General features: G+C 66.5%; 11 protein-coding genes. 10 read left to right on the top strand and 1 reads right to left on the bottom strand.

All coding sequences use genetic code 11. From position 1 onward, the window contains the following. The first annotated feature begins 794 nt into the window (after positions 1 to 794). From QX048_RS17095 to QX048_RS17075, 5 genes are all read left to right on the top strand, one after another. Positions 795 to 2,117 (top strand): dicarboxylate/amino acid:cation symporter, encoded by a 1,323-nt coding sequence (locus QX048_RS17095; RefSeq protein ID WP_315715597.1) that lies wholly within the window; start codon positions 795 to 797, stop codon positions 2,115 to 2,117. A 300-nt stretch (positions 2,118 to 2,417) separates the two neighbouring features. After that, complete coding sequence (locus QX048_RS17090; RefSeq protein ID WP_315715806.1) at positions 2,418 to 3,740, top strand: NAD(P)/FAD-dependent oxidoreductase; 1,323 nt, start codon at positions 2,418 to 2,420, stop codon at positions 3,738 to 3,740. Positions 3,741 to 3,895: 155 nt separating this feature from the next. Next, positions 3,896 to 5,698, top strand: a complete 1,803-nt coding sequence (locus tag QX048_RS17085) for an ATP-binding protein (RefSeq protein WP_316200510.1) — start codon at positions 3,896 to 3,898, stop codon at positions 5,696 to 5,698. A gap of 12 nt (positions 5,699 to 5,710) precedes the next feature. Beyond that, positions 5,711 to 7,087 (top strand): sigma-54 dependent transcriptional regulator, encoded by a 1,377-nt coding sequence (locus tag QX048_RS17080; protein WP_315715599.1) that lies wholly within the window; start codon positions 5,711 to 5,713, stop codon positions 7,085 to 7,087. A gap of 187 nt (positions 7,088 to 7,274) precedes the next feature. Continuing rightward, positions 7,275 to 7,511: a hypothetical protein gene (locus QX048_RS17075; RefSeq protein WP_315715600.1), complete on the top strand. Its 237-nt coding sequence runs from the start codon at positions 7,275 to 7,277 to the stop codon at positions 7,509 to 7,511. A gap of 18 nt (positions 7,512 to 7,529) precedes the next feature. Here QX048_RS17075 and QX048_RS17070 read toward each other — a convergent pair whose 3' ends face one another. Beyond that, a complete protein-coding gene (locus tag QX048_RS17070; protein WP_315715601.1) occupies positions 7,530 to 7,880 on the bottom strand; it encodes a RidA family protein in 351 nt (116 codons plus the stop codon). Positions 7,881 to 8,167: 287 nt separating this feature from the next. On the opposite strand from QX048_RS17070, the gene QX048_RS17065 reads away from it, so the two are divergent. The 5 genes from QX048_RS17065 to QX048_RS17045 all read left to right on the top strand — a co-directional run bounded on the left by QX048_RS17065 (position 8,168) and on the right by QX048_RS17045 (position 13,357). Continuing rightward, positions 8,168 to 9,145: an ABC transporter substrate-binding protein gene (locus QX048_RS17065; RefSeq protein ID WP_316170664.1), complete on the top strand. Its 978-nt coding sequence runs from the start codon at positions 8,168 to 8,170 to the stop codon at positions 9,143 to 9,145. Positions 9,146 to 9,168: 23 nt separating this feature from the next. Continuing rightward, the gene (gene ilvD, locus QX048_RS17060; protein ID WP_316200511.1) at positions 9,169 to 10,875 is read left to right on the top strand and encodes a dihydroxy-acid dehydratase; all 1,707 of its coding nucleotides are present in this window, start codon (positions 9,169 to 9,171) and stop codon (positions 10,873 to 10,875) included. Positions 10,876 to 10,980: 105 nt separating this feature from the next. Then, entirely contained in the window at positions 10,981 to 11,826 is an 846-nt protein-coding gene (locus QX048_RS17055; protein WP_315715604.1) for an ABC transporter ATP-binding protein, read from the top strand. Further along, positions 11,823 to 12,599: an ABC transporter permease gene (locus QX048_RS17050; RefSeq protein WP_315715605.1), complete on the top strand. Its 777-nt coding sequence runs from the start codon at positions 11,823 to 11,825 to the stop codon at positions 12,597 to 12,599. Before QX048_RS17055 ends, QX048_RS17050 begins: the two co-directional genes overlap by 4 nt. Further along, positions 12,596 to 13,357 (top strand): ABC transporter permease, encoded by a 762-nt coding sequence (locus tag QX048_RS17045; protein WP_315752008.1) that lies wholly within the window; start codon positions 12,596 to 12,598, stop codon positions 13,355 to 13,357. Before QX048_RS17050 ends, QX048_RS17045 begins: the two co-directional genes overlap by 4 nt. Positions 13,358 to 13,375 lie beyond the last annotated feature (18 nt).

Here is a 13,375-nt window from a genome sequence, read left to right as displayed (position 1 = left end):
CCGCTACGGCGCTATTTGGGAGCGCGCGTCCGGGCGGCTTTGCTCCACCGAGCTACACCACCTCCGGGGACACGACCCCAATGATGGCTCATTGGTCATTCATTCTGTTCATGACGCTTGCCCCTGACGCGCCCGCAACCCGGGAAGTGGTTCGAGACGAATTTGGCAGTCCGTAGGCGGGCTCGCGTTCTGAATCGCGATGTAACCTATTGGAATTCCCAGGGTCGGTTTCTCTCTGTGTTTCAGAATGCGCGTTGATTTGTATAGCGGACCGCGCAACTTTTGATTCCGCCATTCGGAGGTTCGATCCCTCCGCCCCAGCCAGGTCGAGCGCGACAGGCAGGGCTGGATATTGCCGGTGGGAACCATGTCGCCGGCGCGTCCGATGTTTCGGACGCCTGCGACGGCAAATTTCCGGAAGTCCAGACAAGTCGCGGGCTGTGGCTTGGTCGCGCGCCGCGTGATGGTTCACAAATCGTAGCAAACTGAAGGACATGCGGGCGCCTCATGCGGCGCCGCTCCGCTGGCACGATTGCTGCTTACTGAGCCGCCAAACGAGCGCCAGCTCCAGAACAACAGATGCGAGGGGACGTCCGGATGCCAGCCCACAGCTCATTCCTGACCTGAGACCCGGCGACAGGCGATCCCGCCTGTGCGAGCTTCTCGGGTCCGCCCCCGGCGCGGCCCGCGTCCAGACGCACGACGTTGCCCCGGCACGCAATGGAGCCGGCGCGGAAGCGGGTCATAGGCAGACCAGAGAGATAGACCGAGTGAGATCAGGGAGAGAAGATTCGATGTCTGCAACCACCACAGCGGCCGCGGCGCCGCAGAAACCGTTCTACCGGGTCCTCTATGTGCAAGTCCTGTTCGCGATCGTGCTCGGTGTCATCGTCGGCTGGCTCTGGCCCGAGCTCGGCAGGAACGAATGGATCAAGGCGCTGGGCGACGGCTTCGTCAAGCTGATCAAGATGGTGATCGCGCCGGTCATCTTCTGCACCGTCGTGTCGGGCATCGCGCATGTCTCCGAGGTGAAGAAGGTCGGCCGCGTCGCCGTCAAGGCGCTGATCTATTTCGAGATCGTCTCGACCTTCGCGCTCGCGCTCGGGCTCATCGTCGGCAATTTCATTCAGCCCGGGGCAGGCTTCCAGGGCCAGAGCAGCAACGCCGCCGCCGTCGCCAACTACGCCAAGCAGGCGAGCGAGATGAAGTCGGTCGACTTCGTGCTCCACATCATCCCGGACACGGTGGTGGGAGCGTTCGCGCAGGGCGAGATCCTGCAGGTGCTGCTGTTCTCGATTTTGTTCGGCATTTCGCTGATGACGCTCGGTGAGCGCGGCCATACGATGCGCGCGTTCATCGACGACGCCGCGCACGCGATCTTCGGCGTCATCGCCCTCGTGGTGAAGGCCGCTCCGATCGGCGCCTTCGGCGCCATGGCCTTCACCATCGGCCGCTACGGGCCGCAGGCGCTCGGCAACCTCGCCGGCCTGATCGCGACCTTCTATCTCACCGCGCTCACTTTCGTCGTGGTCGTGCTCGGCATCATCGCCCGCATTGCCGGGTTCTCGATCTTCAAGTTCCTCAAATACATCAAGGACGAGCTGCTGATCGTGCTCGGCACCTCGTCGTCCGAGAGCGCGCTGCCGCAGATGATGGAGAAGCTTGAACGCCTCGGCTGCTCCAAGCCGGTCGTCGGCCTGGTGGTTCCGACCGGCTACTCGTTCAATCTCGACGGCACCAACATCTACATGACGCTGGCGACGCTGTTCATTGCGCAGGCGATGAACGTTCACCTGTCCTTCGGTGAGCAGATCACGATCCTGCTGGTCGCGATGCTGACCTCGAAGGGCGCCTCGGGCATCACCGGCGCCGGCTTCATCACCCTGGCCGGAACGCTGGCGGCCGTGCGGCCGGAGCTCGTTCCCGGCATGGCGATCGTGCTCGGCATCGACAAGTTCATGAGCGAGTGCCGCGCACTGACCAATCTGTGCGGCAACGGCGTCGCCTGCGTGATCGTGGCGTGGTGGGAAGGCGAGCTCGATCGCGACAAGCTGCGCATCGCGCTCGATCGCGATATCGACCCGGCCGACGTCGAAGTCGCGGTCACGACGGGATAGGCCTGCGGTCGTGGGGGCGCTGCCGTCGCATTCCAGCGCCGGTGGCGCCGGCCGCGGCCATGCCCAATCGCGATGCCGCCAACATCTCGGATAATCTGCTAAGGTAGCGGCGGGCAGGGGCTCGCCGTGGAGGCATCCCGCCTGGTGCCGCAAGGTCGGCATGGTCTGACCATTGCGACGATACGGCGTATCGTGAACATGGTCGCGCTGGCTGGGGCGGCGGTGCCGGAGGGACGACGTCACCGGCGTGACATCGGAGTCATGCCGTCGCGCCGCGGTCACCCTTGGAGAGGTTCGATGATGGCCGTTGCGCAGCCTGGTGTCCCTCGCATCGTGATCGTCGGCGGCGGCGCCGGCGGCTTGGAGCTCGCGACCCGGCTCGGAGACAGATACGGCCGCAGGGGCAAGCTCGACGTCACCCTGGTCGAGCGCAACCGCACCCATGTCTGGAAGCCGAAGCTGCACGAGATCGCCGCGGGCAGCATGGACCTCTCGGCCCATGAGGTCGACTATCTCGCCCAGGCCTATTGGCACGGCTTCCACTACCGCATCGGCGACATGATCGGCCTCGACCGCGACAAGCGCGAGGTGCTGGTGGCGCCCTATCTCGATGCGGAGGGGCGCGAGGTCACGCCGCGGCGGACCATCCCCTATGACGTGCTCGTCATCGCCATCGGCAGCCAGAACAATGATTTCGGCACGCCCGGCGTGGTCGACCATGCGATCAAGCTGGAATCGCAGCACGACGCCCGGCGCTTCCACGAGCGCATGGTCAACGCCTGCATCCGCGTCCATTCGCAGTCCTCGCCGATCGCGCCGCACCAGCTCAAGGTCGCGATCATCGGCGCCGGCGCGACCGGCGTCGAATTGGCCGCCGAGCTGCATCGCACGACGCGCGAGGTGGTGGCCTATGGTCTCGACCAGGTCGACGCCGAGAAGGACATCAGGATCACGCTGATCGAAGCCGCGGGCCGGGTGCTGCCGGCTTTGCCTGAGCGGGTCTCGCGCGAGACCGAGAAGCTGCTCGCAAAGCTCGGCGTCGAGGTGCTCGTCGGCGCCAAGGTCGCCGAGGTCGGGCCCGACAAGGTGAGCCTCGCCGACGGCCGCGTCATCCCGGCCGAGCTGATCGTCTGGGCCGCGGGCGTCAAGGCGCCCGACTTCCTGAAGGACATCGCGGGGCTGGAAACCAACCGCATCAACCAGCTCGTGGTCAGGCAGACCCTGCAGACCACGCGCGACGAGCGCGTCTTCGCCATTGGCGACTGCTCGGCCTGCTCCTGGGGCGAGCGCGGCAACGTGCCGCCGCGGGCGCAGGCCGCGCATCAGCAGGCCTCGCACCTCTACAAGCAGATTCCGCGCTTCGTCAGGGGCGAGCCGCTGGCGGACTACCGCTATCACGATTTCGGCTCCCTGGTGTCGCTTGGCGAGTTCAGCACGGTCGGCTCGATGATGGGCGCGCTGGTCGGCGGCAATCTGGTGTTCGAAGGCCTGTTCGCGCGGATGATGTATCTGTCGCTCTACAAGATGCACGAATACGCGCTGCACGGGCTCGCCAAGGTCACGCTGGACACGCTGGCGCGCCTGATCACCCGCCGCACCGAGCCGCACGTCAAGCTGCACTGACGGGCGCGCCGAGGGCGCCGGCACGGCCGATTTTGTTGTCGCCTATTGCCCGGCAAGACCTTAGACTTGCAGCACAATTACGGATACGGCAGGCCCGGCCCGGTACATGGGTCCGGGGCGTGATGGGCCTGGACATGATGGGCCTGGAAAAGGGAATGACGGACCTTCCATTCCGGATCGGCCTCGAGGGACATCCCGACGTCACCGCGGTGGTCCGCAGGCGCGCGGGCTTGGTCGTTCGCGGAGTGATGGCGGCTGCGCTGGTCGGCGTCGCGGCATGGCTCGGCTATGCCATTGCCTTTTCCCGCGGGCTCGATCAGCGGCACGCCGCGGCCCAGCAGCGGCTGGCGGTCGAGGCCGCGCAGCTCGACGGCTACCTCTCGCGCTTCGAATATCTGCCCTCGCTGCTGGAGACCTCGCCCGATGTCTTCCGGCTGCTCGGCACGCCGGACGATCGCGCGCTGCAGCAGAGCGTCAGCCTGCATCTGAAGTCGATCAATCTGCTGGCCGGCGCCGACAACCTCTATGTCCTCACCGTCGCCGGTGATGCGATCGCCGCCGCCGACTTCGATCAGCCGGGAACGCCGGTCGGCAGCAACCTGTCCTACCGGCCCTATATGCGCCAGGCGCTGGCGACCGGCCGCGGCGCGTTCTTCGGCATCGGCATCACCAGCGCGCGCGCCGGCTATTACCTGTCCTATGCCGTCAAGCAACAGGGACGGACGATCGGCGTCGCCGTCGTCAAGGTCAATCTCGATGCCTTCGAGCGCGAATGGCGCAACCGCGGTGCCGACATGCTTCTGGTCGACGCCCGCGGCGTCACCATTCTCGCCTCGCGCGAGGAATGGCGATTCCGCCCGTTGACGCCGCTCTCGGTGGATGCGCTCGAGGAAATCGCGACGTCGAAGCCCTATGGCAGCTCCAGCCTCGCGCCGCTCGGCTGGACCTTCATGGAGAGGACCGATCGCGGCGGCCAGGTCGCGACCGAGCGCGGCGCGGTCTACAGCGTCGACGAGCGTCCGCTCAACGGGCGGCAATGGCAGCTGCTGCTGCTCGACGACGAGACGCCGATCCGGCGGACGGCCTTGATCATCGGCACGCTCTCGGGTCTCGCCAGCATCGTGGCGCTGCTGGCGCTCGGCCTGCTGGCGCAGCGACGCCGCGAGATCCGGCAGCGGCTGGCGAGCCAGGCCGCGCTGCAGGCCGCCAATGATCGGCTCGAAATGCGGGTGCAGGAGCGCACCGCCGAATTGCGCGCCGCGCAGGACGAACTCGTCCATGCCGGCAAGCTTGCCGTGCTCGGCCAGATGTCGGCCGGCATGGTGCACGAGATCAACCAGCCCTTGGCGGCGCTGCAGACCGCTTCCGACAATGCCGTGCAATTCGTCGATCGCGGCATGATCGGCGAGGCCCGCGGCAATCTCATCCGCATCGGCGAGATGGTCCGCCGTCTCGCGCGCCTGACCGGCCAGTTGCGCGTTTTCGCCTACAAATCGAACGCGCCGCTCGATGCCGTCGCGGTCGAGCAGGCCCTGTCCGAGACGTTCAAGATCCTCGGCGCGCGGGTGAAGGACGGCCATGTCGACGTGACCATCGATCTCGCGCCCGAGCTTCGTGTCAGGGCCGATCAGATCCGGCTCGAGCAACTGCTCTGCAACATCATCGCCAACGCGCTCGATGCCGTCGAGGGCGCCGCGCGGAAGTCCATCCACATCTGCGCCGTGCGTGAGGAGGGGCAGTGCCGCATCGCCATCGCCAACAGCGGCCCGGCGATCGCCGCCGATGTCCTGCCGCGCCTGTTCGAGCCCTTCGTCACGACCAAGCCGGCCGGCAAGGGTCTCGGACTTGGGCTCGTCATCGCCAATCACATCGCGCGGTCGTTCGGCGGCGAGCTGCGGGCGCGCAATCTTGAGCCGTCCGGCGCCGAGTTCATCGTGCTGCTGCCGCTCGCCGATTGAAGAGGTTCCCACATGACTCCTGAGCAACCGGTCGGCGTGATCTATGTCGAGGACGACGAGGACGTCCGCATCGGCGCCGTCCAGGCGCTGCAGCTCGCCGGCCTGTCGGTGACGCCGTTCGCCTCCGCCGAAGCCGCAGGCGGAATCGTTCGCGCCGACATGCCGTTCGTGGTGGTCTCCGACGTGCGGCTGCGCGGCAAGAGCGGCACCGAGTGGCTGTCCGAGCTACAGCGGCTCGATCCGGACCTGCCGGTCATCCTGGTCACCGGTCATGGCGACATCTCGATGGCCGTGGAAGCGATGCGCAACGGCGCCTATGACTTCATCGAGAAGCCGTGCTCGTCGGAGCAGCTCGTCTCCGTCGTGCGCCGCGCCCTCGACAAGCGTCGCCTGACGCTCGAAGTCCGCACCTTGCGCTCGGCGCTCGCCGACCGCCAGGGCATCGAGGCGAGCCTGCTCGGGCGCTCGCCGCAGATCCAGGAGGTGCGCCGCCTCGTCGCCAATCTGGCCTCGACCAATGTCGACGTGACGATCTATGGCGAGACCGGCACCGGCAAGGACGTCGTCGCCCGTTGCCTGCACGCTCACAGCGCCCGGCGCGGCGGCAACTATGTCGCGGTGAATTGCGGCGGCCTGCCGGAATCACTGGTTGAGAGCGAATTGTTCGGCCACGAGGCCGGCGCCTTCACCGGCGCGACCAAGCAGCGGATCGGCAAGATCGAATATGCCCACGGCGGCACGCTGTTCCTCGACGAAATCGAGAGCATGCCGCTCAGCGTGCAGGTGAAGCTGCTGCGGGCGTTGCAGGACCGCTCGGTCGAGCGCGTCGGCTCCAACAAGCCCGTGGCGGTGGACTGCCGCGTGGTGGCGGCCAGCAAGGCCAATCTGCTCGAGCTCAGCGAGCAGAAGCTGTTCCGCGCCGATCTGTATTATCGTCTCGGCGTCGCCTTCATCGAGCTGCCTCCGTTGCGCGAACGCCGCGAGGATATCCCGATCCTGTTCGAGCACTTCACCCTCGAGGCCGCCAAGCGGTTCGAGCGCGACGCGCCGATCGTGAACGAGCAGACCATGTCGCTGCTGCTCGGCTACTCATGGCCGGGCAACGTGCGCGAGTTGCGCAACGTCGCCGACCGCTTCGTGCTCGGTGTGCTCGACCGCAAGGTCCTCGACCGCTCGGGCGCCGCGGCCTCGGAGCTGTCGCTGCCGCGCCAGTTGGAGAACATCGAGCGCTCGATCATCGAGGATGCGTTGCGCCGCAAGCTCGGCGACGTGCCGGCGACTGCGGCCCTGCTGAGCATTCCGAAGCAGACGCTTTACGACAAGATCAAGCGGCTCGCCGTGAAGGTCGATGGCATCCGCGAGGGCGCACCACTGCGGCCGCAGTCCTGACCGTGGCTGCATCGCCAGCGCCCGTCCGCATCATCATCGCGTCGACGCCGACCACCACTGCGCTCATCTGATGTTGCGACGTGCGACTTATGCTCCTCGCGGACAGGGGCGTCCTGCGGCGGCAGGAAGGCATCTGTTCCATGCCGGCGATCAGGAACGAATGCTGGAGAGAGCTTGTTGAAGGATCATGACAGGCAGAGACACCCGCGACCTGCGCTCCGGCGCCTACGACCCCGTCAGCAAGGACGGTCTGCCGCAGCCGCAACAGGTCAAGGACAAAACGACGCCCCGCCAGCAGGAGCAGTGGGGCGCCGACGTGCGGGCCGAGCCGTTGCCCGGCACCGAGCCGGTGCTTCCGGAAGGGCTCAGGCGCGAGCGGCGTGATCCGCTCAATCGCAACACTGGTCGCCGCGACACCGACTAGTGCGCGGCGACCCAGCGCCTACTTCGCCGCGATTACCATGATCTCGACGGTGTATTGCGGCGCGGCAAGCCCGGCCTCTACGGTGGCGCGAGCCGGGGTGTTGCCGGCCGAGACCCACCCATCCCACACGGCGTTCATTTCGCCGAATGTCTTGATGTCGGTGAGGTAGATCGTCGCCGACAACAGCTTCGACTTGTCGGTGCCGGCCTTGGCGAGGTGGCCGTCGATGATCGAGAGAATCTCCTCGGTCTGCTTGGTGACGCTTTCACCGGCCGTCTTCTGCGCGACGACGCCGGCGAGATAGACGGTATTGCCGTGAACGACGACCTGGCTCATGCGCGGGCCAATTTCGAAACGCTGGATCGACATCGAAGAACTCCTCAAAAGGTCAATTCGGGGCTTCTCCCTAGCGCGTGCGACGCGGCAACGCCAGTCGACCGAAGGCCACTCTCGCCACCTTGGAGCGTGCGACCTTGCGTTGTCGACAGCGCCGCGGCACACGGAACGCGGCGCTTCACGATGATCCGGCCTTGTCGCGCTGCAAGGCGGGCTTGTCCATGGGGCGGGCAAAGGCGGGCGTTTTCCGCGCTTGCACAGATATTTGAGACATGAAACATTCTCCGCGAGGTTCCTTTTGGAAATGGCGGAGGGGCGTGATGCGGAAACGATCGATGCTGGCGGCACTCGCGGCGATGGCTTTGGTGACGAGCGCGGGGCCGACATTCGCACAGCAGACGATCCGCGTCGGCTGGACCATCCCGGCGGAAGAATCCAAGTACTGGATGATGAAGCGGCCCACCGAATTTCCGGATCTCGGCAAGACCTACAACATCGAGTGGACCCAGTTCCAGGGAACGGCACCGATGACGCAGGCGCTCGCCGCCGGCGCGCTCGACTGCGCCACGCAGGCGCCGCTGTCGCTGGCGAACGGCGTCGTCGGCGGCGGCCTCAAGGCCTACATCGTCGCCCAGCACGTCTATGAGAAGCCGGGCGGTTTCTCGGTCTACTGGGCGGTCAAGGACGATTCGCCGATCAAGACCATCGCCGACCTGAAGGGCAAGACGGTCGGCATTTCCGTGATCGGTGGCGGCACGCAAGGGCCGTTCAACATGCTGCTGAAGCAGGCCGGGCTCGATCCCGCCAAGGACATCAAGCTGGTCGAGGTCGGCTTCGCGGTGTCGGAGGATGCGCTGCGCCAGGGCCGCGTCGACGCCGTCAACATGAATCAACCCTTTGCAGCGCGCGCCGAGGCCAAGGGCGGCACCCGCAAGCTGTTCTCGCTGTCCGAGGCGATGCCGAACATCGTGCACATCCTCGAGGCCTGCCGCGCCGACTTCGTCGACAAGAACCCGGAGCTGGTGAAGGCCTATGTCCGCGACATCACGACGGGCATGAAGAAGGCGCTCGCCAATCGCGACGAGACCTTGAAGGTGGTGTCGGAGGTCATGAAGGCGCCGGTTGCCGTCATCGACACCTATCTGCTGAAGGACAATGATTTCGGCCGCGATCCGGTCGCCGCGCCGAACTTCCCGGCGATCCAGAAGATGCTCGACATCTACGCCGAGACCGGCATGCTGCCGAAGCTCGACGTCGCCCAGTTCAAGCATCCGACGATCGTCGCGCCGATCCAGTAGGCGGCCGGCGCGGAGCCTTGTCGATGAGGAAGCTGCGATCGCGCGTGACGGTGGAGGGGCTCGATCGCGCCCCGCACCGCGCCTTCATGCGCGCGATGGGGCTGGATGATGCCGACATCGCCAAGCCGATGATCGGCGTCGTCAGCCAGAAGGGCGAGCAGACGCCCTGCAACATGACGCACGACTTCCAGGTCGATGCGGCCAAGACGGGCATCTCGGAGGCCGGCGGCACGCCGCGCGAGTTCGCCACCGTCTCGGTCTCCGACGGCATCAGCATGAACCACGAGGGAATGAAGTTCTCTCTGTTCTCGCGCGAGCTGATTGCCGACTCCATCGAGGCCGTCGTCCATGGCCTCGCCTATGACGCGCTGATCGGCTTCGGCGGCTGCGACAAGACCTTGCCCGGCGTCATGATGGGCATGGTCCGCTGCAACGTGCCGTCGATCTTCATCTATGGCGGCAGCGCGCTGCCCGGCAACTACCAGGGCCGGACGCTCACGGTGCTCGATTCTTACGAGGCCGTCGGCAGCTACATGACCGGCGAGATCGATGCACGGACGCTCGAAGGCATCGAGCGGACCTGCCTCCCGACGATCGGCGCCTGCGCCGGGCAGTTCACCGCCAACACCATGGGCATGCTGTCGGAGGCGATGGGCCTGTCGATGCCCAACGTCTCGATGATTCCCGGCGTCTATGCCGAGCGAGCGCACGTCGCGCGTCAGGCCGGACGCCTGATCATGCAGATGCTCGCGCGCGGCGGGCCGCTGCCGCGCGACATCGTCACCCGCAAGGCGCTGGAGAACGGGGCGGCCATTGTCGCGGCCACCGGCGGCTCCACCAACGCCGCGCTGCACCTGCCGGCGATCGCCAATGAGGCCGGCATCCGTTTCACGCTCGACGATGTCGGCGAGGTCTTCGCGCGCACGCCGCTGATCGGCAATCTCAGGCCGGGCGGCAAGTACACGGCGAAGGACGTCTACGACATCGGCGGCGCCGCCGTTGTGATCCGCGCGCTGATCGAGAGCGGCCACATCGACGGCTCCTGCATCACGGTCACCGGCCGCACGCTGGCCGAGGAATATGGCGCGGCCAATGCGCCGGACGGCGAGATCGTGTTCAGCCCGGCCAGGCCGATCATGGCGGATGGCGGCGTCGCTGTCCTCAAGGGCAACCTCGCGCCCGACGGCGCCGTCATCAAGGTTGCCGGCCTCAAGAACCTGGTGTTCGAGGGCCGCGCGCGGGTGTTCGAGGACGAGGAGGCCTGCGTCGCCGCGGTGCGCGCACGCAACTATCAGGCCGGCGAGGTGCTGATCATCCGCAACGAGGGTCCGGTCGGCGGTCCTGGGATGCGCGAGATGCTCGGCGTCACGGCGCTGATCTATGGCCAGGGCATGGGCGAGAAGGTCGCGCTGATCACCGACGGCCGCTTCTCCGGCGCCACCCGCGGCATGTGCATCGGCTATGTCTCGCCGGAAGCCTTCGTCGGCGGTCCGCTGGCGCTGGTGCAAGACGGCGATCCGATCCGCATCGATGCGAAGGCGCGCACGCTCGACGTGCTGCTCGATGAGTCCGAGCTCGCGGTGCGTCGCAGCGCGTGGTCGCAGCGGCCGCCGCGGCACAGGGCAGGGGCACTGGCGAAATACGCGAAACTCGTTGGGCAGGCACCGCTCGGCGCCGTGACTCACGAAGGGCCGGCCGAATGGCCCTGGTTCGATCAGGACCGGGAATGATCCGCGCGTGGCGACGATTGGCAGGTTTCTTGCTAATCTGCGGCAGTCTGTCTTGCCTGATTTCACGGAGCGTTTGAGCGTGCTGCATCGGAAAGAGAAGCCGACATGGACGTGACCCCGATCCGACCCGGCCAGCTCGCGGGCACTCCGCTCGGCCGTCGCGCGGCCACGCCGATCATCGAGATCGATCACGTGTCGCAGGTGTTCAAGACCTCGTCGCGCCGCGACCACACCGCGCTGTCGGACATTTCGCTGACGGTCGGCGAGGGCGCCTTCGTCTCGATCCTCGGTCCCTCCGGCTGCGGCAAGTCGACCTTGCTCTACATCGTCGGTGGCTTCGTCAGCCCGACCAGCGGCACCGCGAAAATGAAGGGCAAGCCGATCACCGGTCCCGGCACCGATCGCGGCCCGGTGTTCCAGGAGTTCGCGCTGTTTCCCTGGAAGAGCGTGCTCGGCAACGTCATGTATGGTCCGCTGCAGCAGGGCAAGAAGCCGGCGAAGGCCGAGGCGCTCGCGCGGACTTTGCTCGCCATGGTCGGACTTACCGGCTTCGAGAAATTCTATCCCAAGGAGCTCTCCGGCGGCATGAAGCAGCGCGTCGCGCTGGCCCGCACGCTGGCCTACGGGCCGGAGGTGCTGCTGATGGACGAGCCGTTCGGCGCGCTCGACGCGCATACGCGCACGCGGCTGCAGAACGACCTGCTCGACATCTGGGAGCGCGACCGTAAGACGGTCCTGTTCGTGACCCACTCGGTCGAGGAAGCCGTGTTCCTGTCCGACAAGGTCGTCATGATGTCGCGCTCGCCCGGCCGAATCCGCGAGGTGATCGACATCGATCTGCCCCGGCCGCGCCGCCGCGAGGAACTGCTGCTGGACCCGCGCTATCAGAAATACATCGTCGACATCGAGCGCATGTTCGACGATTCCGGTGACAACGAGCTGCCGTCATGAATGGTCTGTCGAAGCCGCTCGCGCCGATTCTGGCCTGCTGCGGCCTGCTGCTGGCTTGGCAGCTCGCCTCGCTCGGGCTCAAGAACGACAGCTTCCCGACCGCGCTGGAATCGCTGCGCGCGATCCCGCCGATCCTCACCGACAAGGAATCCCTGATCAACATCATGGCCTCGCTGCGGCGGATGGCGATCGGCTTCGCGCTCGCGCTTGCGTTCTCGATTCCGCTCGGGTTGCTGATGGGGCGCAGCCGGTCGACCGCCGCCTTCTTCAATCCGCTGCTGATGCTGATCTACCCGGTGCCGAAGGCGGCGCTGATGCCGATCATCATGCTGTGGCTCGGCGTCGGCGACATCTCCAAGACGCTGGTGATCTTCCTCGGCGTCAGCCTTCCGGTGATCTACCACAGCTTCGAGGGCGCCAAGGCGGTCGAGGAGAAGATGCTGTGGTCGGGCGCGGCGATGGGGCTCTCGGCCGGCGAGCGCCTGCTGCGCATCGTCCTGCCCGCAGCCTTGCCGGAGATCCTGACCGGCTGCCGTACCGGCCTGGTGCTGGCGCTGATCACGATGGTCACCAGCGAGATGATCGCGCGGCAGTCCGGCGCCGGCAACATCCTGTTCAACGCGCTCGACATGGGCCAGTACGACACGGTGTTCGCGATGATCATCATCATCGGCGCCATGGGCATCTGCCTCGATGCGGCGTTCGAGGTCGTCAGGCGCTGGCTGGTGCGCTGGTCCGAGCCGCAGTTCGACATGCCGCTGAGCTTCTCATGACGCGCACCTCCAACGACATCCTGCTGGGCGCCGCGCCGATCGTGCTGGTCCTGCTGCTGTGGCAGGGGCTGGTGTCGTTCGGCTACGCGCCGCCGACCCTGCTGCCGCCGCCGGGACAGGTGTTCCAGCGCATGGGCCAGCAACTCACCAGCGTCACCTTCCAGCAGGACATCGTGGCGACGCTATTCCGGCTGTTCGCGGGCTTTGCGATCGCCGTGGTGCTCGGTGTTTCCCTGGGAATTGCCGCCGCGGTGAGCCCGCCTGTCAACGCCGCCGTCAAGCCGATCGTGCGCGTGCTGGCGCCGCTGCCGAAGGTCGCGCTCTATCCGGCCTTCCTGCTGCTGCTCGGCTTCGGCCACGAATCCAAGATCATGCTGGTGGCGGCGGATGCGCTGTTTCCGATCCTGCTGTCGAGCTATTACGGCGCCGCCACGGTCGAGCAGAAGCTGATCTGGTCGGCGCTCGCCGCCGGGACGCCGCCGCGCGACGTCCTGTGGAAGGTGGTGCTGCCGGCCGCGATGCCCTCGATCCTGACCGGTTGCCGCATCGGCCTCGTGATCTCCTGCATCGTCGTGTTCCTGGCCGAGATGATCACCTCGACCGACGGGCTCGGTCACGTGCTGGTGACCGCCGCGCGCACCTTCCAGGCCGTCGACATGTTCGTGCCGCTGATCACGATCTCGCTGCTGGGCCTCATTCTCAACGCCCTGCTGCAAGGCCTGCGCGCTTATCTGCTGCGCGGCTTCCCCTCGGTCTGATAACAACACAACGACAAT

It is taken from the genome of Bradyrhizobium sp. SZCCHNS30572 (assembly GCF_032484415.1).
In the GTDB taxonomy this organism is placed as follows: Bacteria; Pseudomonadota; Alphaproteobacteria; order Rhizobiales; family Xanthobacteraceae; genus Bradyrhizobium.
Note: the sequence above shows the minus strand (reverse complement) of the source record. Positions and strands in the feature narration are given on the sequence as shown.

Coding starts and splice junctions, on each gene's coding strand:
- QX048_RS17095 (WP_315715597.1), top strand. CDS start 795: ATGTCTGCAACCACCACAGCGGCCGCGGCGCCGCAGAAACCGTTCTAC.
- QX048_RS17090 (WP_315715806.1), top strand. CDS start 2,418: ATGGCCGTTGCGCAGCCTGGTGTCCCTCGCATCGTGATCGTCGGCGGC.
- QX048_RS17085 (WP_316200510.1), top strand. CDS start 3,896: ATGACGGACCTTCCATTCCGGATCGGCCTCGAGGGACATCCCGACGTC.
- QX048_RS17080 (WP_315715599.1), top strand. CDS start 5,711: ATGACTCCTGAGCAACCGGTCGGCGTGATCTATGTCGAGGACGACGAG.
- QX048_RS17075 (WP_315715600.1), top strand. CDS start 7,275: ATGACAGGCAGAGACACCCGCGACCTGCGCTCCGGCGCCTACGACCCC.
- QX048_RS17070 (WP_315715601.1), bottom strand. CDS start 7,880: ATGTCGATCCAGCGTTTCGAAATTGGCCCGCGCATGAGCCAGGTCGTC.
- QX048_RS17065 (WP_316170664.1), top strand. CDS start 8,168: ATGCGGAAACGATCGATGCTGGCGGCACTCGCGGCGATGGCTTTGGTG.
- ilvD (WP_316200511.1), top strand. CDS start 9,169: ATGAGGAAGCTGCGATCGCGCGTGACGGTGGAGGGGCTCGATCGCGCC.
- QX048_RS17055 (WP_315715604.1), top strand. CDS start 10,981: ATGGACGTGACCCCGATCCGACCCGGCCAGCTCGCGGGCACTCCGCTC.
- QX048_RS17050 (WP_315715605.1), top strand. CDS start 11,823: ATGAATGGTCTGTCGAAGCCGCTCGCGCCGATTCTGGCCTGCTGCGGC.
- QX048_RS17045 (WP_315752008.1), top strand. CDS start 12,596: ATGACGCGCACCTCCAACGACATCCTGCTGGGCGCCGCGCCGATCGTG.